This window comes from Flavobacterium cauense R2A-7 (assembly GCF_000498475.1).
Taxonomy (GTDB): domain Bacteria; phylum Bacteroidota; class Bacteroidia; order Flavobacteriales; family Flavobacteriaceae; genus Flavobacterium; species Flavobacterium cauense.
On the sequence record NZ_AVBI01000019.1, the window covers coordinates 626270 to 647368 of the forward strand.

Annotated in this window: 18 protein-coding genes; 10 read left to right on the forward strand and 8 right to left on the reverse strand. The window is 37.6% G+C overall.

Annotated features, from left to right (window positions below; translation table 11 throughout):
* Position 1: 1 nt before the first annotated feature.
* The 5 genes from FCR2A7T_RS12890 to gyrA form a co-directional block, all read right to left on the reverse strand.
* The gene (locus FCR2A7T_RS12890) at positions 2–1258 is read right to left on the reverse strand and encodes an ABC transporter permease (RefSeq protein WP_035118466.1); all 1257 of its coding nucleotides are present in this window, start codon (positions 1256–1258) and stop codon (positions 2–4) included.
* Entirely contained in the window at positions 1258–2346 is a 1089-nt protein-coding gene (locus FCR2A7T_RS12895; protein WP_023571744.1) for an efflux RND transporter periplasmic adaptor subunit, read from the reverse strand. The genes FCR2A7T_RS12890 and FCR2A7T_RS12895 overlap by 1 nt, the downstream gene beginning before the upstream one ends.
* Before the next feature lie 128 nt (positions 2347–2474).
* Entirely contained in the window at positions 2475–3158 is a 684-nt protein-coding gene (locus tag FCR2A7T_RS14895) for a hypothetical protein (RefSeq protein ID WP_023571745.1), read from the reverse strand.
* 157 nt (positions 3159–3315) lie between these two features.
* Positions 3316–4635 carry a tetratricopeptide repeat protein gene (locus FCR2A7T_RS12905; protein WP_023571747.1) on the reverse strand — a complete coding sequence of 440 codons (1320 nt, stop codon included), beginning with the start codon at positions 4633–4635 and terminating at the stop codon, positions 3316–3318.
* Between the two features lie 18 nt (positions 4636–4653).
* The gene (gyrA, locus tag FCR2A7T_RS12910; protein ID WP_023571748.1) at positions 4654–7206 is read right to left on the reverse strand and encodes a DNA gyrase subunit A; all 2553 of its coding nucleotides are present in this window, start codon (positions 7204–7206) and stop codon (positions 4654–4656) included.
* 264 nt (positions 7207–7470) lie between these two features.
* On the opposite strand from gyrA, the gene FCR2A7T_RS12915 reads away from it, so the two are divergent.
* The 7 genes from FCR2A7T_RS12915 to FCR2A7T_RS12945 all read left to right on the forward strand — a co-directional run bounded on the left by FCR2A7T_RS12915 (position 7471) and on the right by FCR2A7T_RS12945 (position 13796).
* Positions 7471–10020 carry an ATP-dependent Clp protease ATP-binding subunit gene (locus tag FCR2A7T_RS12915; protein ID WP_023571749.1) on the forward strand — a complete coding sequence of 850 codons (2550 nt, stop codon included), beginning with the start codon at positions 7471–7473 and terminating at the stop codon, positions 10018–10020.
* A gap of 79 nt (positions 10021–10099) precedes the next feature.
* Positions 10100–11467 carry a 30S ribosomal protein S6--L-glutamate ligase gene (gene rimK, locus FCR2A7T_RS12920; RefSeq protein ID WP_023571750.1) on the forward strand — a complete coding sequence of 456 codons (1368 nt, stop codon included), beginning with the start codon at positions 10100–10102 and terminating at the stop codon, positions 11465–11467.
* Positions 11468–11701: 234 nt separating this feature from the next.
* Positions 11702–12217 carry a DUF421 domain-containing protein gene (locus FCR2A7T_RS12925; protein WP_035118468.1) on the forward strand — a complete coding sequence of 172 codons (516 nt, stop codon included), beginning with the start codon at positions 11702–11704 and terminating at the stop codon, positions 12215–12217.
* Positions 12218–12796 carry a TMEM175 family protein gene (locus FCR2A7T_RS12930; protein ID WP_023571752.1) on the forward strand — a complete coding sequence of 193 codons (579 nt, stop codon included), beginning with the start codon at positions 12218–12220 and terminating at the stop codon, positions 12794–12796. It abuts the gene before it with no gap.
* Positions 12797–12798: 2 nt separating this feature from the next.
* Positions 12799–13227 (forward strand): SRPBCC family protein, encoded by a 429-nt coding sequence (locus FCR2A7T_RS12935; RefSeq protein ID WP_023571753.1) that lies wholly within the window; start codon positions 12799–12801, stop codon positions 13225–13227.
* Between the two features lie 2 nt (positions 13228–13229).
* Positions 13230–13427 (forward strand): GldL-related protein, encoded by a 198-nt coding sequence (locus FCR2A7T_RS12940; protein WP_023571754.1) that lies wholly within the window; start codon positions 13230–13232, stop codon positions 13425–13427.
* Between the two features lie 3 nt (positions 13428–13430).
* On the forward strand, positions 13431–13796 hold the full coding sequence (locus tag FCR2A7T_RS12945; RefSeq protein WP_023571755.1) for a DUF1304 domain-containing protein: 366 nt from the start codon (positions 13431–13433) through the stop codon (positions 13794–13796).
* A gap of 28 nt (positions 13797–13824) precedes the next feature.
* Here FCR2A7T_RS12945 and hutH read toward each other — a convergent pair whose 3' ends face one another.
* Complete coding sequence (hutH, locus tag FCR2A7T_RS12950; protein WP_023571756.1) at positions 13825–15333, reverse strand: histidine ammonia-lyase; 1509 nt, start codon at positions 15331–15333, stop codon at positions 13825–13827.
* 131 nt (positions 15334–15464) lie between these two features.
* On the opposite strand from hutH, the gene FCR2A7T_RS15045 reads away from it, so the two are divergent.
* Positions 15465–16829 (forward strand): TlpA family protein disulfide reductase, encoded by a 1365-nt coding sequence (locus FCR2A7T_RS15045; RefSeq protein WP_023571757.1) that lies wholly within the window; start codon positions 15465–15467, stop codon positions 16827–16829.
* Positions 16830–16875: 46 nt separating this feature from the next.
* Here FCR2A7T_RS15045 and FCR2A7T_RS12960 read toward each other — a convergent pair whose 3' ends face one another.
* The gene (locus FCR2A7T_RS12960; protein ID WP_023571758.1) at positions 16876–17721 is read right to left on the reverse strand and encodes an NAD(P)H-hydrate dehydratase; all 846 of its coding nucleotides are present in this window, start codon (positions 17719–17721) and stop codon (positions 16876–16878) included.
* A 92-nt stretch (positions 17722–17813) separates the two neighbouring features.
* Between FCR2A7T_RS12960 and gcvT the strand changes: the two genes are divergently transcribed.
* Both gcvT and FCR2A7T_RS12970 read left to right on the forward strand, forming a co-directional pair.
* On the forward strand, positions 17814–18896 hold the full coding sequence (gcvT, locus tag FCR2A7T_RS12965; protein ID WP_023571759.1) for a glycine cleavage system aminomethyltransferase GcvT: 1083 nt from the start codon (positions 17814–17816) through the stop codon (positions 18894–18896).
* 150 nt (positions 18897–19046) lie between these two features.
* Positions 19047–19757, forward strand: coding sequence for a YebC/PmpR family DNA-binding transcriptional regulator (locus tag FCR2A7T_RS12970; protein WP_023571760.1), 711 nt, complete (start codon positions 19047–19049; stop codon positions 19755–19757).
* 292 nt (positions 19758–20049) lie between these two features.
* On the opposite strand, the gene FCR2A7T_RS12975 is transcribed toward FCR2A7T_RS12970, so the two are convergent.
* Positions 20050–21090, reverse strand: coding sequence for a PLP-dependent cysteine synthase family protein (locus FCR2A7T_RS12975; RefSeq protein WP_023571761.1), 1041 nt, complete (start codon positions 21088–21090; stop codon positions 20050–20052).
* Positions 21091–21099 lie beyond the last annotated feature (9 nt).

A 21099-nucleotide genomic window follows, 5' to 3' on the forward strand; every position in this document is an offset into this window, starting at 1 on the left:
ACTATTTTCCTCTGATAATTTCGACAGGATCAATTTTACTGGCTTTTAATGCTGGTAAAAGACCCGCAACAGCTGTTGTTACTAAAGCGAAGGTAATTCCGATTACATAATACATCGGATTGTAATTAATCGGATATGTTTCTATAGTGGGAAGTGCGGAGGTTTCAAACGGAATCGTATCGATGATATTTGAAAATGCAAAACCGAAAATGAGTCCCAACATTCCGCCTGCCAATCCGATAATCATGGACAATGAAATAAAAATCCATTTTACATCTTTACCCGAAAATCCGGTAGCTTTTAAGATGGCAATACTGTCCATTTTTTCATAAATCATCATGTTCAGGATATTGTAAATTCCGAAACCGGCCACAATCAACAAAACGATACCAACAGAATACGAAATAATACTTCTTACATTGCTTCCGGTTTCAAACTGTGAATTTGCCGTTTGATAATCGATGGCATCGATATCGAATTTCGTTCCGAATTCTTTGGCCAATTGCGGAGCCAGTTTAAGATCGTGTAATTTCAGTTGGATGTCCGTAATATAATTGGTTGGTTCTCCCAAGAACTTTTGCGCTGTACTTAACGAGGTCGTACTCATAACATCATCGATTTCTGCAATCCCAATTTGTGAAATCCCTACAATTTTAAGTGATGCTAAATTCCCTTTTGGTGTAGTCACTTTTAAAATGTCGCCTTTTTGGAGCATCATTTTCTTGGCTAATCCGGAACCGATGATAATACTGTTATTTTGTTCTAAATCGGCCATATCGCCTTCGGTTACATAGTCACTGAATTTGAAAAGTTCTTCTTCTTCAGCAACCGAAATTCCGTTGATAATACCTGATATTTCAATCGTCCCGGAGTTGAAAAATACTGGAGTTGTTATTTTAGGCGCCACATCCAGTACGCGTTTGTCTTCCTTTAAAACTTTAATGATGGTTTTGCTGTTGTAAATAGCTTTTCCCCTGTCTTTTGGTTTGATGGAAGCAACAAAATTCACATCATTTTTATAGGTTTCCGATAAGGTAACCGGCTGATTTTCGGCAGGTTTTATTTCGTTATACAATCGGACATGTGGCGTTCTGTTGAGCATTAATCCGTCAAGAAGATCGTTCAGTCCGTTCATGAAACTTACCAAAGTAATAAACATGGCGATTCCGAAAGTAACACCCACGCCAGCCACAACAGTTTGTTTCAATCGGGCTCGGAGCAAATGAACGGCTATGTTCAATATCAGTCTGCGATTCATTATTCCTTGAGATAAATGGTTTCACCAGCTTTTAAACCCTCTGTAATTTCTACGTTCTGATAATCGGAAAGACCAATTTTCACTTTGCGTTTTTCGTCGCCGTTTACCAAAACATATTCCTTATCAACTAAGTAATTTTTGGGAATTGTGATAGTATTTTTTTTGGTGTGAATGATAATATTGGCTTCCGCAGTTAAATTCGGATAAAGTTTTGCAGGCGTTTTAATGAATCGGGCTTCTATTTTAAACGTTCGGGAACGCTCGTCCATTATCGGATAAATTTTATCCACTTCCGCTTCAAAAACCTGCCCTTTGTAACTGTCCATCGTTACCAAAACCTTTTGGCCAACAGTTACCTGAACCATATCGTTTTCATCAACTTCCAATTCCAACAGAAAAGAATTTGCTTTACCAATAACTGCCAAAGGGGTTTGCGGAGAAACCAATGCTCCTTCTTTTACCAAAACATCAAACAACTGTCCGGAAAAAGCACTTTTCACGGTGAAATCACTTTCTGATTTTTCACTTAAGCGTACATTAATCCTGTTTTTACTTTGCTCATTTTTCAGTTGGATGCGCAATTGATTTAATCTGTTTTGGGCTGTTTCATAAGCTAACTTTGAACTTTTATAGGCCAGTTCAACCTTTTCAAAATCAACTTCGGAAACACCGCCTTGATCTTTTACCTTTACATTTCGGTTGTAAATGGATTCGTCTAATCTCAATTTATCTTTTGCATTTTGCACGGTTAGCTGCATTTCGGCAATTTTATCCTGAATGTACCGGCTGTTCTCATTGCTCAATTGATAAGCCAATTGAGCGCTTTCGGTACTTAATTGCGCTTTATCGTTGTCCAATTCAAACAACGGTTGTCCTAAAACGATTGCATCACCAACAGTAACCTTGACTTTACGAAGAACCCCGCTTGTAGTCGGATACACGATATATTGTCCATCAGCCTTGACAACTCCTGAAGCATAAACACTTTGGGTAATATCTCCTAAAGTAGGCTGAATCCCCGAGTTTCCTTTTTTACAGGCCGTCAGCATTAAAATTGAAATAATGAAAACAATAGCATTTAACCTCATTGCAATAGGATTTAATTGGAATCTTTGTTGATTTGTTTGCTTCTTCTATCAAATTTACAGGAATTTTGTGAGGGAAGTACTGATAAAGGTCATAAAAAAACTCCAAACGTTAAATTTGGAGTTTTTACTTATTCTGATTCTTTCAGTATCATGACTGAGCCTTTAAAGCCTGTTGCCAAATCCCATTGGTCGCTGGTAATAACTTTTCCTTTATCGTCAAAAATTGAAAACTCGGCCGTATTGGGTCCGGAAGTTCCCTGATTTAAAGCTTCAAATTCTATTTTATTAAACCCCGGAGTTAATCCTATTTCGATAACTCTGTAACCTGCGGAAAGTTCAACATGAGCCGCTACGACCATATTGTTGATATACACTTTCACCACATCACCGTCAATAGCCATGTGATCTCGGCATAAAACTTTTACAAATTTGGACTTCGTTTTATATTCTCCAAACGATTGATTTCTTCTGAAAACCTTGGTATTTTCATCTCCCTGTGGTTTAGGAAGAGCATTTTTAGGGATTTCATAGGGACTGGCGAATTGTTCTTGTTTTGGTTGTGTGACCTTACCAATCTGCAAAGGGGTTTTACCTTCTTTAGGAAACGTTAAGGGTTTGTCTTTATCTAAAACCGAATCACTGAAATCCATTGGTTTAAAACGCGGCGTTGCGGCTTTTGCGGGAATCTTGTTTACAGCAACTTCAGGATCTTTTATACGCGGAATCACAACAGTTTTCTTACCACTGTCCGGTTGTGCAAATACAACTGTTGAAAAAGTTAATGCGAATACCAGCGCGAATAAATGTTTCACTTTTCTAATTTTAGAATTTCAAAAATAGTAAATCAAAAACTATTCCAACCTGAAAATTAACATCGAATCCGTTAAAAAAAGTTAAATCTGATTTTATATTCTGTTTTTTGAAGGTTATCATCATAAAAAAACCCCTCGTTTGAGGGGCTTTTCTTTTTTATTTTTTTGCTTTGAGCGCTTTGTATTTAGCATCCATTTCCAAAACATGGTAAGAGTTTAGTAAAATTGACTTAACACTTTCATTATTTGGTTGCAATTCTAAGGCTTTTTCAAAATAAGGAACTGCGGCAGAAAACATTTTCTTTCTTTTTGCTTTTAGTTCATCGTAACGTTTACTCTCTTTAGGAGACATTCCCAAACTGTTCATTTCCTTAACCATTTTGTCATCCTCTAAAAGATAGATTGCTCCAAGATTATTGTAAGCATTAAAATATTTTGGATCTAATGAGATAACTTTCTCATAATATTTTTTAGCCTCTTCGGTTTCTCCGGTATTTGTACTTACAACACCTAAGTTAAAATACAAATCGGCATCATTTGGTTTTTTAGCAATAACCTCATTAATCAGTTTTTTATAGGTTACCATATCTTTTGCTTCATAGTAAAGATTGGCTTCCGCTAAAATCAAATCTGTATCTTCCGGGTTGTGAGCTTTAGCATCAGCAATTGCTTTTTTAGCTTCTTCCACTCTTCCTTTACTTAATAAAATTGAAGCGTAGTTCTTGTAAATCTCACCTCTTTTAGAAGGGATTTTCTCATCACGTGGCTTTTCATGGGTTCCAATTTTAATGGCTGCTTTTCTTTCAGCATCAGAAGAAAAAGGTTCTTCCTGACCATTAACCTTGTTTACGGCAAGATAACTCGTTCCTTCACCGGAATAGTTGATGTTTTTTAATTCTTCATAATATTTCAATGCACTGTCATAATCCTGAATCTGAAGCGCTAAAAGAGAAGCATTATATAAATTGGATGCATCGCTTTTATCAAACTGATAAATCGCTTCAAATAACTGGGCAGATTCCTTAAACTTTGATGCTTGGTTTAAACCATAAGCATATTGCAACATCATGGGTTTAAAACTTGCAATAGTCTCTTGAATATCAGTTGTGTAAACTTGCTTGCCTGATTTTTTTTCAAAATCCAATACATCACTCAAACCTTTTCCAAGCATTTTAATATTAGCCGGAGTAAGATTTTTTGCCAATGCCTGTAAATCATTAGGATTTTTGGTCATGGCATTATTCAGTTCTAAAATCGGTAACATCGATTTGTAGAAATTAACATAAACCAAATCCTGTTCTGCTAAACCCGTCATTGCAGTCGCTTTGTTAACCGCTAATTTATAATCAGACATGTCATCAGCCGATAACTGATCTTTTGCATACAGCTTTTTCAACGTTTTTAACTCATCTTTCTGTGCGAAAGAGGCTACTGAAAACATCATTGAAGATGCCAATAAAAGATATTTAATTTTCATTTTATATTCAGTTTTTAATTATTCCTGTGTTTCGGTTCCTTCTGATGAAGTATCAGTAGTATCATTTTCTGAATTGGATTCTTCACCATTACCTTCTTCCTCTTCGTCCTCACGCATTACTTTTGCTACCGCAGCAATGGCGTCGTTTCCTTTAATGTTAATTAAACGAACCCCTTGTGTGGCACGTCCCATAACACGTAAATCAGAAACTTTCATACGAATCGTTAAACCGGATTTGTTGATAATCATCAAATCATCCTCATCGGTAACATTATTGATTGAAATTAACGATCCCGTTTTCTCTGTCAGATTAAGCGTTTTCACTCCTTTTCCACCACGGTTGGTAATACGATATACGTCTTCACCATCTTCATCCACCAACTTCGTGCGTTTTCCGTAACCGTTTTCCGTAACCACTAAAATCTGAGAATCATTCACATGATCTCGATCTATGGAAACCATACCGATTACTTCATCATTATCGTCTGCCAGAGTAACTCCGCGAACACCGGAAGCTGTTCTTCCCATCGGACGGGTCTTCTCTTCTTCGAAACGCACTAACTTACCAGATTTCACAGCGATTAACACCTGACTGTTTCCGGTGGTTAATTTTGCTTCTAACAATTCATCGTCTTCTTTAATCGTAATGGCGGCAACTCCGTTCACACGTGGTCTTGAATATTGCTCTAACGACGTTTTCTTCACCTGACCTTGCTTGGTCACCATGATTACATAATGACTGTTGATGTAGTCTTGATCTTTTAAGTCCTGTGTGCAGATAAATGCTTTTACCTTATCGTCGTTTTCGATGTTGATAAGGTTCTGAATTGCACGGCCTTTACTGGTTTTACTTCCTTCCGGAATTTCATACACACGCATCCAGAAACATTTTCCTTTTTGTGTGAAGAACAACATATACTGGTGGTTGGTTGCCACATACATATGTTCTAAGAAATCCTGATCTCTTGTTCCAGCCGATTTTTGTCCTACTCCTCCTCTATTCTGCGTTTTGTACTCAGAAAGCGGCGTACGCTTGATATAACCTGCATGCGAAATGGTAATTACCACTTGTTCATCGGCAATCAAATCTTCAATACTTACGTCACCACCGGAATATTCAATTTTAGAACGACGCTCATCACCATATTTATCTCTTATTTCAACCAACTCATCTTTAATCACCTGCATTCTCATTTCTTTGCTGGCCAATAATTCTCTCAAATACGTAATCAATTTCATGATTTCTTCGTACTCGGCTCTTAGCTTGTCTTGTTCCAGACCGGTTAGCTGACGCAGACGCATTTCAACAATCGCACGGGCCTGAATTTCAGATAAATTGAAACGTTCGATTAATTTTGCTCTTGCTTCGTCTCCGTCTTTTGAAGAACGAATCAATTGAATTACTTCGTCAATATTATCAGAAGCGATGATTAAACCTTCTAAAATGTGGGCTCTTTCTTCTGCTTTTCGTAAATCAAATTGTGCACGACGTGTTACCACTTCATGACGGTGTTCTACGAAATAATGGATTAAGTCTTTCAGATTCAGCATCTGCGGACGTCCGTTTACCAATGCGATGTTGTTCACACTGAAAGACGACTGCAATTGCGTATACTTAAATAAGGTATTCATTACCACATTCGGAACCGCTTCACGCTTTAACACGTAAACGATACGCATACCGTTTCTGTCCGATTCGTCACGAATAGTGGAAATACCTTCGATTTTTTTATCATTAACCAACTCGGCAGTTTTCTTGATCATTTCCGCCTTGTTCACCTGGTATGGAATTTCGGTAACAATAATTGACTCACGACCGTCTACCTCCTCAAAATTCGCTTTAGCACGCATTACAATACGACCGCGACCGGTTTTGAATGCCTCACGAACACCTTCATAACCATAAATCACACCACCCGTTGGGAAATCCGGTGCTTTAATATGGTGCATCAATTCGTCAATCTCAATATCATTATTATCGATATACGCTAAAGTACCGTCGATAACTTCTGTTAAATTATGTGGCGCCATATTAGTCGCCATACCTACAGCAATACCCGATGCTCCGTTAATTAAAAGGTTCGGGATTTTTGTCGGCATTACTTTCGGTTCTTCTAACGTGTCGTCAAAGTTCAATTGGAAATCAACTGTTTCTTTATCGATATCGGCCAGAATTTCTTCCGATAGTTTTTTCATTCTTGCTTCCGTATAACGCATTGCTGCCGGACTATCACCGTCAACCGAACCGAAGTTACCCTGACCGTCAACTAACAAGTAACGTAAACTCCATTCCTGTGCCATACGAACCATGGCATCGTATACTGAACTATCTCCGTGCGGGTGGTACTTACCAAGAACCTCCCCTACAATTCTCGCTGATTTTTTATGCGCTCTATTGGATAATACTCCTAATTCATACATCCCGAACAAAACTCTTCGGTGTACGGGTTTCAAACCATCTCTAACATCAGGAAGTGCTCTTGATACAATTACCGACATCGAATAATCGATGTAGGCTGACTTCATTTCGTCCTCAATGTTAATAGGAATTAACTTTTCTCCTTCAGACATAAGTATTTATATTAAAAAATTATAGCTATTTCAAAACGTGCCAATATACACATTTTTGTAGTAACGAAACAGTAATTTATCCACAATTTTAGCGATTTTATTAACATTGAAAAAGTTTTAAAAAGTTGAAAAAACCTGCCTTTTTGTCTTTTATTTCTCAATTATTATTCGTCTATTAGCAATACAAGTAAAATGATTTTATCAGGTATGATTTTTGCACAGCCTTTATAGAATTAGTAAATTTACAATATAAAGATTTTTGTAATGGACGATAATTTTTCACCAAGGGTTAAAGACGTTATTACCTACAGTAAAGAAGAAGCTTTACGATTAGGGCACGACTTTATTGGCACAGAACATTTAATGCTCGGGATTTTAAGAGACGGTAACGGTACCGCAATCAATATATTGAACAACCTTTCGGTGGATTTAGAACATCTACGCCGAAAAATCGAAATCGTTAGTCCCCCAAATCCTAACGCCGACAGAAGTAACGACAAGAAAAACCTGCATTTAACGCGTCAGGCGGAACGTGCTTTAAGAACAACGTTTCTGGAAGCTAAAGTTTTTCAGAGTACTTCTATCAGTACCGCGCATTTATTGCTGTGTATTCTCCGCAACGAGAACGACCCGACAACCAAGCTTTTGAACAAATTAAAAATTGACTACGAACTTGTTAAAGACCAATTTATAGCTATGACATCAAACGAAGAAGATTACATCGATAACTTACCGAAAAACGAGTCATTTAATGACGATTCCGGACAAGATGACAGTATGCGTGATGCAGGATTTAACAATCCGGGCGCCGCAGGTAAAGCCAATAAAAAATCAAAAACTCCTGTTTTGGATAATTTTGGTCGTGACTTAACAGAATTGGCCGAAGAAGGCAAATTAGATCCTGTTGTGGGACGTGAAAAAGAAATTGAACGTGTTTCACAGATTTTGAGCCGAAGAAAGAAAAACAATCCGCTATTGATTGGTGAACCGGGTGTTGGTAAATCTGCCATTGCCGAAGGTTTAGCCTTACGAATCATCCAGAAGAAAGTATCCCGTATTTTATTCAATAAACGCGTGGTTACCTTAGATCTAGCTAGTTTAGTAGCCGGAACAAAATACCGCGGACAGTTTGAAGAACGTATGAAAGCCGTGATGAACGAGTTGGAGAAAAACGACGACATCATCCTTTTCATTGACGAGATTCATACTATCGTAGGTGCCGGTGGAGCAACCGGTTCTTTGGATGCTTCCAATATGTTTAAACCGGCTCTGGCAAGAGGTGAAATCCAATGTATTGGTGCTACTACGCTTGACGAATACCGTCAGTATATTGAAAAAGACGGTGCTTTGGAAAGACGTTTTCAAAAGGTAATTGTGGAACCGACATCAGTCGAAGAAACCATAACCATCCTGAACAACATCAAAAACAAATACGAAGACCATCACAACGTAATTTACACACCGGAAGCGATTGAAGCTTGTGTGAAATTAACGAACCGTTATATGTCGGAACGTTTCTTACCGGACAAAGCTATTGACGCTTTAGACGAAGCAGGTTCTCGTGTTCACATTACCAATATCGATGTTCCGAAACAAATTCTGGAACTTGAAAAACAATTAGAGGAAGTGCGTGAACTGAAAAATTCTGTCGTTAAAAAACAGAAATACGAAGAAGCAGCCAAACTTCGCGACGACGAAAAACGCATTGAAAAAGACTTAGCCATCGCCCAAGAACAATGGGAAGAAGACGCTAAAAACAATCGCATCGTAGTTACCGAAGATAATGTTGCCGATGTGGTTTCCATGATGACCGGAATTCCGGTAAACCGTATTGCACAAACTGAAAGTAATAAATTAGCCCACTTGCCAGAACTTATTAAAGGTAAGGTAATTGGACAAGACGAAGCGGTAATGAAAATTGCCAAATCCATTCAACGAAACCGTGCCGGATTGAAAGATCCGAACAAGCCGATTGGTTCATTTATCTTCTTAGGACAAACCGGTGTAGGTAAAACGCAATTGGCTAAAGTAATCGCTAAAGAATTATTCGATTCTGAAGATGCATTGGTTCGTATCGACATGAGTGAATACATGGAAAAATTCGCCATTTCAAGATTGGTTGGAGCGCCTCCGGGATACGTAGGTTATGAAGAAGGCGGACAATTAACTGAAAAAGTAAGACGCAAACCATACTGTGTGGTATTGTTGGATGAGATTGAAAAAGCGCATCCGGATGTATTCAACATGATGCTTCAGGTATTGGACGACGGACATTTAACCGACAGTTTAGGCCGTAAAATCGATTTCAGAAATACGATTATCATCATGACTTCCAATGTTGGAGCACGTCAATTGAAAGATTTCGGAACCGGAGTTGGTTTTGGAACCGCAGCAAAAACTGCTCAGGCTGATGAAGTTTCAAAAGGAATTATCGAAAATGCTTTGAAAAAAGCCTTCGCACCGGAATTCTTAAACCGTATTGATGATGTAATCGTATTCAATGCTCTAGAAAAAGAAGATATCGATAAAATCATCGACATCGAAATGGACAAATTGTACGCTCGTGTAGCCGATTTAGGATACAAACTTTCATTATCCGAGAAAGCCAAAGACTATATCGCCGAAAAAGGTTTCGACAAACAATTTGGGGCAAGACCATTAAAAAGAGCGATTCAGAAATACGTTGAAGACGAATTGGCCGAAGAAATCATCACTTCCAAAATTCATGAAGGCGACGAAATTTTCATGGATCTGAACGAAGAAAAACAACAACTCTTTATAACTATAAAAAAAGCAGAAAAACCTACTAATTAGTAGGTTTTTTCTTTTTTAGGCAAAATTGTTTGGCATTTCAAAAAAAGTAGTACATTAGAATTACTAATTATGTATTGAAATGCTAGACAAAGTTATCGTAGGAAGCGAAGAATGGTGCTCATTTCCAGCACTTGGAATCCCAACCATTAAAGCTCGTGTTGATTCGGGCGCAAAAACATCAGCGCTGCACGCTACAAATATCACTCCTTTTGAAAAAGACGGAGAAAATTGGATCCGATTCGATATCAATCCCATACAAAACAATCTGAAAGCGGTTATTCATTGTGAAGCGGTTTTAGTTGACAAACGTGTCGTAAAAAGCTCAAGCGGTTACCGTGAACAACGTTATGTGATTAAAACTACTTTGGAAATCGGCGGAAGCCTTTGGGAAATTGAAGTCACCTTAACCAATCGTGATTCAATGGGATTCAGAATGTTATTAGGTCGCGAAGCTATGTCTGGGCGAATTTTAGTAGACCCAGAACAGAAATACCTATTGGGACAACCCACAAACGAAAAAATAAAAGAGTATTATTACGCTGAAGATACCGGTAAAAAAGGACTTCGAATAGGACTTTTAGCCAGTAATCCGGAATTGTACAGCAATAAAAGAATCATGGAAGCCGGGGAAATGCGCGGGCACGAAATGCACTTCCTGAATTTGAAATACTGCTACATGAAACTCGATGCCGATACACCGGAAATCCATTACCGTGGCGGCCGTGTTCTGAATGATTTTGATGCAGTAATTCCGAGAATCCGTCCGAGTATGACCTACTATGGTTGCGCTTTGACACGTCAGTTTGAAGCATTGAAAGTATTTGCATTAAACAACTCGGCAGCCATCAGTCAGTCAAGAGACAAACTGTTTTCGTTACAATTATTATTAAATAACGGTGTGGATATTCCAACAACCGGATTTGCTAATTCTCCGCTGGACACCAACGATTTGATTAAAATGGTAGGCGGTTCTCCTCTAATTGTAAAATTATTGGAAGGAACACAGGGAAAAGGTGTTGTTTTAGCCGAAACCAAAAAAGCAGCCGAATCGGTAATTAATGCCTTCAAAAGTTTAAATGCCAACATTTTAGTTCAGGAATTCATCAAAGAGGCTAACGGTAAAGATTTGCGTTTGTTTGTCGTAGACGGAAAAGTGGTTGCAGCGATGCAGCGTGAAGCCCTACCGGGAGAATTCCGAGCGAATATTCACTTAGGCGGAACCGCTTCAGTGGTAAAAGTAACTCCGGAAGAAAAACGCATCGCCATCAAAGCTGCAAAAGCGATGAATTTAAAAGTCGCCGGGGTTGATATCATCCGTTCTTCAAAAGGGCCTTTACTATTGGAAGTGAACTCTTCTCCGGGATTGGAAGGCATTGAAGGAGCCACTCACAAAGACATTGCCGGAGAAATGATTAAGGCAATTGAGAAAAATTTCAAGTGGAAATAAAGCAGTGAGCAGTGAGCAGTGAGCAGTGAGCAGTGAGCAGTGAGCAGTGAGCAGTGAGCAGTGAGCAGTGAGCAGTGAGCAAAATTAAATTTTGTTCTTTAGACAAACAATCTTTTAATCTTTTAATCTTTTAATCTTTTAATCTTTTAATCTTTTAATCTTTTAATCTTTTAATCTTTTAATCTTTTAATCTTTTAATCTTTTAATCTTTTAATCTTTTAATTATAAAGATAAATGAACCCATACCTTGACATAGTCCTGCGAAGTATTGCCGTATATTTCTTTATGGTGATTGCTTTGCGGATTTTTGGCAAGAAGGAACTTTCGCAACTCAATACCGCCGATATTATTCTGATCTTACTGATTAGTAACTCGGTACAAAATGCCATGGTTGGAAACAACACCACATTACTTGGTGGTGTGACGGCTGCTTTCGCTCTTTTTTTAATCAACCTGATTTTTAAAAAAACGATGCTTAATTCCGCTTTCATTAAAAATCTTGTGCAAGACAAACCGGAAATACTGATTCATAACGGAAAAATTGATTTTAAAGCATTGGTAAAACTGGGGATTACTTCGGACGAACTGGAAGAAGCCATGCGGGAACACGGCGTGGAATATTATAAAGATGTGAAATTAGCAATGTTTGAAATAGATGGTAATATCAGTATCATAAGTGGAAATGATACTCTTAAGCAAACCCATCACAAAAGAAAAATTCATAAAACCTTAGGCAACATCAACAACTAAATGAATAAAACGCGATTAGAAGCTTTCAGCGATGGTGTTTTGGCTATCATTATCACCATTATGGTCTTGGAATTAAAAGTTCCTGAAGGCATGGATTTAGAATCTTTACGACCGATATTTCCAAAATTTTTAAGCTATATTCTCAGCTTTATTTATGTTGGCATTTACTGGAACAACCATCACCACATGATGCACACCGTAAAACAGGTTACCGGTGGAATTCTTTGGGCTAACTTACATTTATTGTTTTGGCTATCGTTAGTTCCGTTTGTAACGGCTTGGATTGGTGAAAATAATTTTGCTCCTTTTCCGATGATTTTATACGGAGTCATTCTTTTAATGGCTGCCATCGCCTATTTCATTTTACAGTCACAAATTCTAAAAAAACACGGACCGGATTCTGTTCTCTCAAAAGCAATCGGAAAGGATCTAAAAGGAAAAATTTCTCCCGTTTTGTATAGTATCGGAATTATTAGCGCTAACTTTAATCCTTTATTTGCCGGTATAATGTACATTTTGGTTGCCTTAATGTGGTTGATTCCGGATAAACGAATTGAGAAAATTATTGATCCCGAATAAAGATGAACACCATTTATCATGATTTTAGTATCAATACCGCTTCGTCAAAAGTTTTTGAAGCCATAAGTACTCCGGAAGGGCTAAACAATTGGTGGACTTTACGCTGCAGCGGAAAAGCAAACCCGAATGAAGAATACAATTTCTATTTTGGAAAAGAATACAATTGGTTTGCAAAAATCTCTAAATTGAAAATTAACCAAGAAATTGAATTTAGTATGACCGAAGCCATGGAAGAATGGTTACCAACACGTTTCGGTTTTATCTTATCTGAAGAAGTACCCAATGTAACAACCGTACAATTCTATCATACCAACTGGAAAGAAATCAGTAAAGAATTTCGGGTAGCCAGTTTCTGCTGGGCTGATTTACTCAGACAATTAAAACAATATTTAGAAAAAGGAATCATAACTCCGTTTCAAGAAAGAAATTAAACATGAAAAACAAACACATCTTAATCGCATTTATTTTAGGTTGCATCATAACAATTGTTGGCGCTTTATTCAAAATCATGCATTGGCCTTATGCATCGGTACTCTTAATTTTAGGAATGCTCTCGGAAGCGTTGGCCGGCGTTATGCTTATTTTAAAAATTTACAAAGATCAAAACCCTAATGGATTCCTAAACAAATAAATTATGACAATCCTCTCCAAAATACTCATCGGTTTTGTGGCTTGCATCCACCTTTATATCGTTTGGCTGGAAATGTTTGCCTGGACCACAAGAGCCAAAAAAGTGTTCCGAAGTGTTCCTGCCGAAATGTTCGAAAAGACAAAACAAATGGCCGGAAATCAAGGTTTGTACAACGGATTTCTTGCGGCCGGTTTAATCTGGTCGTTATTAATTTGTGATGCGCATTGGAGTTTCAATGTAGCTTTATTTTTTCTGAGTTGTGTTTTTGTGGCCGGTGTTTACGGAGCGATTACCGTACAAAGAACTATATTTTATGTACAATCGGTTCCTGCGCTATTGGCAATAATCAGTATTCATTTCATGAAATAAAAAAAGCCTCAATTAAGAGGCTTTTTTGTTATTCCAAAACTTCGCTATCCAACTGTAAACTGTTCAGGAAAGCAATTGATTTTTCAATATCGTAATGCAGAATTCTGTCTTCATCCACTAACGGCACTTCTTCACGGAAAGATTTAATAAACGTTTCCAAAAACTCACTCGATTTTAAAGGACGTCTGAATTCGATGGCCTGAGAAGCATTCATCAATTCGATCGCTAAAATGCGTTCCAGATTTTCCATGATTTTCAAGCATTTCGTAGCAGCATTAGCCCCCATACTCACATGGTCTTCCTGTCCGTTCGACGAAACAATACTATCGATACTCGATGGAGTAGCCAATTGCTTGTTCTGACTCACTATACTCGCCGCCGTATATTGCGGAATCATGAAACCGGAATTCAATCCCGGATTACTTACCAAAAACGGTGGTAAATCTCTTAAACCGGAAATTAACTGATACGTTCTTCTTTCGGAAATACTTCCTAACTCTGCCAAAGCGATTCCTAAGAAATCTAATGCTAAAGCCAAAGGTTGCCCGTGGAAATTACCTCCGGAGATAATTAAATCTTCACCCACAAAAATATTTGGATTATCCGTAACCGAATTAATTTCGGTCTTGAATACTTTTTTCACATAATCGATGGTATCTTTTGAAGCACCATGCACTTGCGGAATACAACGGAACGAATAAGGGTCCTGAACGTGTTGTTTAGGTTGCGCAATAATTTCACTGTCTTCCAATAATTCCTGAAACCGTTTTGCCGTATTGATTTGCCCTTTGTGCGGACGAACCATGTGGATTAATTCATTGAAAGGTTCGATTCTTCCATCAAAACCTTCCAGGGAGATTGCTCCGATTACATCTGCCAAATAGGAAAACTTCATTGCCTTCAGAAGCACGTAGCATCCGTAGGAACTCATAAATTGGGTACCATTCAATAACGCCAATCCTTCTTTCGACTGCAATTCAATCGGGTTCCAACCCATTTTTTCCAAAACCTTTTTGGCCGGCTGGCGGAAACCGTCAACATACACTTCCCCTTCTCCGATTAACGGCAAAGACAAATGTGCCAAAGGTGCCAAATCGCCGGAAGCCCCTAAAGATCCTTGAGTATAAACAACCGGAAAAATATCATTATTATAGAATTCAATCAATCGTTCTACTGTTTGCAACTGAACGCCGGAATGTCCGTAGCTTAACGATTTAATTTTCAGCAACAACATGATTTTAACAATCTCCTGCGGCACTTCGTCTCCGGTTCCGCAAGCATGTGATTTCACTAAATTCTCCTGAAGTCTGGTAAGATTTTCATTTGATATTTTGATGTTACACAACGAGCCGAAACCGGTATTGATTCCGTAAATTGGTTCGCCATGTGATTGCATTTTGTTATCTAAATAAGTACGGCATTTTTCAACGTTAACACGTGCCTCTTCTGATAAATCCAATGTTTTGTTTTGAGAAATAATTTCTTCAAGCAACTCTAAAGAAAAAACATCAGAACTTATATAATGTACAGTATCCATTTTTCGTGGTTAAATTAAGACCTCAAAATTCAACAAAAAGCGGTTAAAATGCAAGATTTATTATTAGTATTTCATTATGACACTTTATAGCGGACATTTCTTATATTTGGACAACTAAAAAACCATTAAACATGAAAAACACACTTTACCTTTTGTTGGTTGTATTGTTGGCTTCCTTTACAACTCCAAAAGAAAACATCACCCTTTCCGGAAAAATTATCAATACTGAAGATGGTAAATTGAAGATTAAAGGAGAATCTTTTGAAAAAGAAATAACGCTTAAAGCTGACGGTTCTTTCTCGGAAACGTTCCCGATTGAATATTCAGGAACCTATAATTTAGCTACAAAAAACAGTCGTACTTCACTTTATTTGTCTAAAGGAACCAAATTGGCGATTAATTTTGACGACAAAAACTTCCCTGCGAGCTTAATTTATACAGGTGCCGGAAGCAAAGAGAATCAATATTTTGCTCTGAAATCTGCTGCAGCTAATAAACTTATGGGAAATGTTCAGGATTTCTACGCATTGGATGAAACTGCCTTTTTAACCAAAGTAAAGGAAGTGAAAACCGCAATGACAGATTTATTAAACAAATCGAAAATTACCGATGAAAATTTCAAAAAAAACGAATTGAAAAGTATTGGTTATTTCGAACAGCTGCAATTGCTGAATTACCCTGAATACCATGCGCATTATGCAAAAATTGAAGGATTCAAACCTTCGGCAACCTTCCCGCAATTTGATACTAAAATTGATTTAGACAACGAACAGGACTTTTTATTTTCTTCGCCTTACAAACAAATCGTTGCCACAAAATTCAACAATAACATCTTCGCACAACTAGGCGAAAATGAAGAATACACATATAAATTGGCGTTACCGGAAATTAAAAAAGTAAAAAGCCCGGCAATTAAAAATGCGCACATCCAAAATTTAGCCTATGAAGTAGGTGCCGGAAATCCGGATGCCGCCATGCTTTATAACGAATTGATTTCGCTTTCTTCAGATACAAAATTTAAAACCGAATTAACTACCAAGTTCAACAAAATAAAAACACTTACTGCGGGAAATCCTTCTCCTAAATTTGACTACGAAAACTTCAAAGGCGGAAAAACGTCTTTAGAAAGTTTAAAAGGAAAATACGTTTACATCGATGTTTGGGCAACTTGGTGCGGACCATGTCGTCGTGAAATTCCGAGTTTACAAAAGGTAGAAGAACAATACCACGGTAAAAATATCGAATTCGTAAGCCTTTCCATCGATGCGAAAAAAGATTACGAAAAATGGAGAAAATTCGTGGAAGAGAAAAAATTAGGCGGTATCCAATTGTTTGCGGACAACGACTGGAATTCAAAATTTGTTCAGGAATATGCAATTGAAGGTATTCCGAGATTTATCTTAGTGGATCCGAACGGAAACATTGTTTCAGCTGATGCTCCTCGCCCATCCGACCCTAAATTAGTAGCAAAATTCGAAGAATTAGGGATTAAATAATTGATAATTTAAATACAAGGCCGTCCTAAAAAACGGCTTTTTTTTATTACTCTAAAGTCAGAAATGCTTTTCCGAGATAATTAATAATATCTGAAGCTATAAACGCGTGATAACCTATTTCTGGTGCTGCAATATCGGCAGTCATTCCATGAAGATATACACCTAAAACCGCCGCGTCCAACGGATTGTATTGTTGAGCCAAAAGCCCAGTTACGATTCCCGTTAAAACATCGCCGCTTCCGGCAGTTGCCAAAGCCTGATTTCCGGTAGTATTTTCAAAAACAGAGGTCTTATACACTATAAAGGTTGGCGCTCCTTTTGCAATTACAACAACATTAAATGCTACAGAAAACGATTGTACTTTTTCAAGCATTTCCGAATGGGAATTCCAAGCACCAATCAGTCGTTCCAATTCTTTTAAATGTGGTGTTAAAACGGTTTGCTTAGGAAGCATTTCCAGCCATTCTTTGTTTTCAGAAAGAATATTCAAGCCATCCGCATCGATAACCATCGGAACTGTATTCATCTTTAAAAAATGAAACATAGCCTGTTGTACATCGGCATTCTGCCCCATACCCATTCCGATTCCGATAGCATTCAAAGTCAGTTTATGATTTACAGAAGTGATATGATCGGTATAATCATCGGTTAAAACCATTACTTCCGGAACAACAGTCTGAACAATTTCATAACCGCATTTAGGCACATAAGCCGTAACCAATCCGGCTCCCGCTTTCAAACATGCTTTTGCAGAAAGACAAACGGAACCAATTTTCCCATAACTGCCGCCAACAATCATTACGTGTCCCTGAGTTCCTTTATGCGTATTCTCCGGAATTGGCTTTATCCGTTGCAAGGCTACAGTTTTATCTAATAAAATATAATTTTCCATACCTTAAAATTACGAAATATCTCTGATTTATGGTTTTGTCACTCCTAAAAAAATCAATACATTAGCGTCCTAAAACAAACAATCAACATACAATGAAAAATACAGCATTAACGCACGTTCACGAAAGTTTGGGAGCTAAAATGGTTCCGTTTGCAGGTTACAATATGCCTGTTCAATATGAAGGAGTTAACATTGAGCACGAAACAGTTCGTAACGGCGTGGGTGTTTTTGATGTTTCACACATGGGAGAATTTTTTCTGAAAGGCGAAAATGCTTTGGCTTTGATTCAGAAAGTTACTTCAAACGATGCATCAAAATTAGTGGATGGAAAAGCTCAATATTCCTGTTTACCAAATAATGAAGGCGGAATCGTAGATGATTTAATCGTATATAAAATTGCAGACAATCACTATATGCTGGTGGTTAACGCTTCCAACATTGAAAAAGACTGGAATTGGATTTCTTCTCACAACGATTTAGGCGTAGACATGCAAAATCTTTCAGACAGTTACTCGTTATTAGCAATTCAAGGCCCGAAAGCAGCAGAAGCGATGCAAAGCTTAACGAATATCGATTTGGCTAACATGGGCTATTACACTTTCCAGATTGGTGATTTTGCCGGAAAACAGGATGTAATTGTTTCGGCTACAGGTTATACCGGTTCAGGTGGTTTCGAAATTTACTTCAAAAACGAAGATGCAGAAACGATCTGGAATAAAGTTTTTGAAGCCGGTGCCGCTTTCGGAATCAAACCAATCGGACTAGCCGCACGTGACACTTTACGTTTGGAAATGGGCTTCTGTTTGTACGGAAACGACATCAACGATACCACTTCTCCATTAGAAGCCGGTTTGGGATGGATTACAAAATTTGACAAAGAATTCACCAATTCTGAAAATCTTAAAAAACAAAAAGAAGCAGGTGTTAGTCGAAAATTAGTTGGTTTTGAAATGGTGGAAAGAGGAATTCCTCGTCACGATTACGAAATTGCTGATGCTGACGGAAATGTTGTTGGTATTGTAACATCCGGAACGCAATCGCCTTCAATGGGAATTGCAATTGGAATGGGCTATGTTCCAACAGCTTTAGCAACTCCGGATTCCGAAATTTACATCCGAATCAGAAACAAAGATATTAAAGCAAAAGTGGTTAAAATGCCGTTTTTTAAGAAATAGTAGCAAAGCAGCAGAGTAACAAAGAGTCAAAGTTTTTTTTTTAGTTATAAAAAATTAATTTTGCAGCTTAAAGTTTCATACTTATAAAACTAAGTAACTCAGCAACTTTGAAACTTTGCAACTTGTAAAATAAATAAACTCCGAATAGAAATGGGAAGAGCGTTTGAATTCAGAAAAGCGAGAAAAATGAAACGTTGGTCGGCAATGGCTAAAACGTTTACAAGAATAGGAAAAGACATTGTAATGGCCGTTAAGGAAGGTGGTCCAAATCCGGAAACCAACTCCCGTTTAAGAGCCGTTATCCAGAATGCGAAGTCGGCAAACATGCCAAAAGACAACGTAGAGCGTGCAATTAAAAAAGCATCCGACAAAGATACTGCCAACTTTAAAGAAGTATTGTTTGAAGGCTATGCACCACACGGTATTGCAATCTTAATTGAAACTGCCACTGATAACAACAACAGAACTGTTGCCAACATCAGAAGTTATTTCAATAAATGTAACGGAACGATGGGAACACAAGGTTCGGTAGAATTCATGTTCGATCATACTTGTAATTTCCGAATCCCGGCTGAAGGCCAGGATGTAGAAGAACTGGAATTGGAAATGATTGATTTTGGTGTAGAAGAAATTTTCGCAGACGAAGACGGCATCTTAATGTATGCTCCTTTTGAAAGCTTCGGTGCCATCCAAAAAGAACTGGAAAACAGAAATATTGAGATCTTATCTTCCGGATTTGAGCGTATTCCGCAAATCACTAAAGAATTAACGCCTGAACAAGTAGCCGATGTTGAGAAATTATTGGAAAAAATCGAAGAAGATGACGATGTGATGAACGTGTATCATACAATGCAGGAATAATTTAGATTATTAGACTTCTTAGAAAGTTAGATTGTTAGATTAAAAAAACTCCGTCTCGTTTTATAACGCAACGGAGTTTTTTATGTTTACTAATATTTTTTTTTACGTGTCGATTCTAGCAATAGTCTTTGACCAAAGCAAGAAATCACATATTTATCGTATTACTTTATGAGATTCCTACTGATGTCGGAATGACAAATGATATTTCAATAATAGAAAAAGCTCCATTTTAAATGGAGCTTTTTCTATATTTAACAATCTAAGAAGTCTAAAAATCTAACTATCTAAGAAATTATTTTATAAATTCAATCTTCTGAGCTTCTTCCGCATTGATGCTGTCAAAAAAACCTTGTTCGTTCATCCATTCATCACTGAAAACTTTACTCATGTAACGCGATCCGTGATCCGGGAAAATAACAACTACATTGCTGTTTTCGTCAAATTCACCATCTTCTGCAAATTGCTTGATGGCCTGCATTGCTGCTCCGGAAGTATATCCAACAAACAAACCTTCTTTTTTAGCAATCTCTCTTGCTGTATGAGCGCTTTCTTCGTCAGTTACTTTTGTGAATTTATCAATAGCATCAAAATCAGTTGCTGTAGGAATCAAATTTTTACCCAAACCTTCAATTCGGTACGGATAAATCTCATCATTGTCAAATTCTCTGGTCTCGTGGTACTTTTTCAATACTGATCCAAAAGCATCAACCCCTAAAACCTTAATATTCGGATTTTGTTCCTTTAAATAACGCGCTGTTCCTGAGATAGTTCCACCAGTTCCGCTACAAGCAATAAAGTGCGTTATTTTACCATTGGTTTGCTCCCAAATTTCCGGACCTGTAGATTTATAATGTGCATCAACATTTAAATCATTGAAATACTGGTTGATGTATACGGATCCTTTGGTTTCTTCGTGCAAACGTTTGGCCACATTGTAATACGAACGAGGATCGTCAGCAGAAACGTGAGCAGGACAAACATATACTTTAGCTCCCATGGCTCTAAGCATATCAATTTTATCTTTGGATGACTTAGAACTTACCGCCAAAACACAATCATACCCCTTTATAATACTTACCATCGCAATACTGAAACCGGTATTTCCGGAAGTAGTTTCGATAATGGTATCACCAGGTTTTAAAATACCGCGTTTTTCGGCTTCTTCAATGATGTATAATGCAATTCTGTCTTTAGTGGAATGTCCCGGGTTAAAGGCCTCTACTTTAGCGTAAAAGTTTCCTTTTAATCCTTCTGTTATCGTATTAAGCTTAATTAGAGGTGTGTTTCCAATTAATTCCAATACGCTATTATAGGCTTTTATTTCTTCTTTCATAAAAAATAA

What these genes read in the sequence shown, in the direction of transcription:
- FCR2A7T_RS12890 (WP_035118466.1), bottom strand. Translation starts at nt 1,258, where the DNA reads ATGAATCGCAGACTGATATTGAACATAGCCGTTCATTTGCTCCGAGCC.
- FCR2A7T_RS12895 (WP_023571744.1), bottom strand. Translation starts at nt 2,346, where the DNA reads ATGAGGTTAAATGCTATTGTTTTCATTATTTCAATTTTAATGCTGACG.
- FCR2A7T_RS12905 (WP_023571747.1), bottom strand. Translation starts at nt 4,635, where the DNA reads ATGAAAATTAAATATCTTTTATTGGCATCTTCAATGATGTTTTCAGTA.
- gyrA (WP_023571748.1), bottom strand. Translation starts at nt 7,206, where the DNA reads ATGTCTGAAGGAGAAAAGTTAATTCCTATTAACATTGAGGACGAAATG.
- FCR2A7T_RS12915 (WP_023571749.1), top strand. Translation starts at nt 7,471, where the DNA reads ATGGACGATAATTTTTCACCAAGGGTTAAAGACGTTATTACCTACAGT.
- rimK (WP_023571750.1), top strand. Translation starts at nt 10,100, where the DNA reads ATGCTAGACAAAGTTATCGTAGGAAGCGAAGAATGGTGCTCATTTCCA.
- FCR2A7T_RS12925 (WP_035118468.1), top strand. Translation starts at nt 11,702, where the DNA reads ATGAACCCATACCTTGACATAGTCCTGCGAAGTATTGCCGTATATTTC.
- FCR2A7T_RS12930 (WP_023571752.1), top strand. Translation starts at nt 12,218, where the DNA reads ATGAATAAAACGCGATTAGAAGCTTTCAGCGATGGTGTTTTGGCTATC.
- FCR2A7T_RS12935 (WP_023571753.1), top strand. Translation starts at nt 12,799, where the DNA reads ATGAACACCATTTATCATGATTTTAGTATCAATACCGCTTCGTCAAAA.
- FCR2A7T_RS12940 (WP_023571754.1), top strand. Translation starts at nt 13,230, where the DNA reads ATGAAAAACAAACACATCTTAATCGCATTTATTTTAGGTTGCATCATA.
- FCR2A7T_RS12945 (WP_023571755.1), top strand. Translation starts at nt 13,431, where the DNA reads ATGACAATCCTCTCCAAAATACTCATCGGTTTTGTGGCTTGCATCCAC.
- hutH (WP_023571756.1), bottom strand. Translation starts at nt 15,333, where the DNA reads ATGGATACTGTACATTATATAAGTTCTGATGTTTTTTCTTTAGAGTTG.
- FCR2A7T_RS15045 (WP_023571757.1), top strand. Translation starts at nt 15,465, where the DNA reads ATGAAAAACACACTTTACCTTTTGTTGGTTGTATTGTTGGCTTCCTTT.
- FCR2A7T_RS12960 (WP_023571758.1), bottom strand. Translation starts at nt 17,721, where the DNA reads ATGGAAAATTATATTTTATTAGATAAAACTGTAGCCTTGCAACGGATA.
- gcvT (WP_023571759.1), top strand. Translation starts at nt 17,814, where the DNA reads ATGAAAAATACAGCATTAACGCACGTTCACGAAAGTTTGGGAGCTAAA.
- FCR2A7T_RS12970 (WP_023571760.1), top strand. Translation starts at nt 19,047, where the DNA reads ATGGGAAGAGCGTTTGAATTCAGAAAAGCGAGAAAAATGAAACGTTGG.
- FCR2A7T_RS12975 (WP_023571761.1), bottom strand. Translation starts at nt 21,090, where the DNA reads ATGAAAGAAGAAATAAAAGCCTATAATAGCGTATTGGAATTAATTGGA.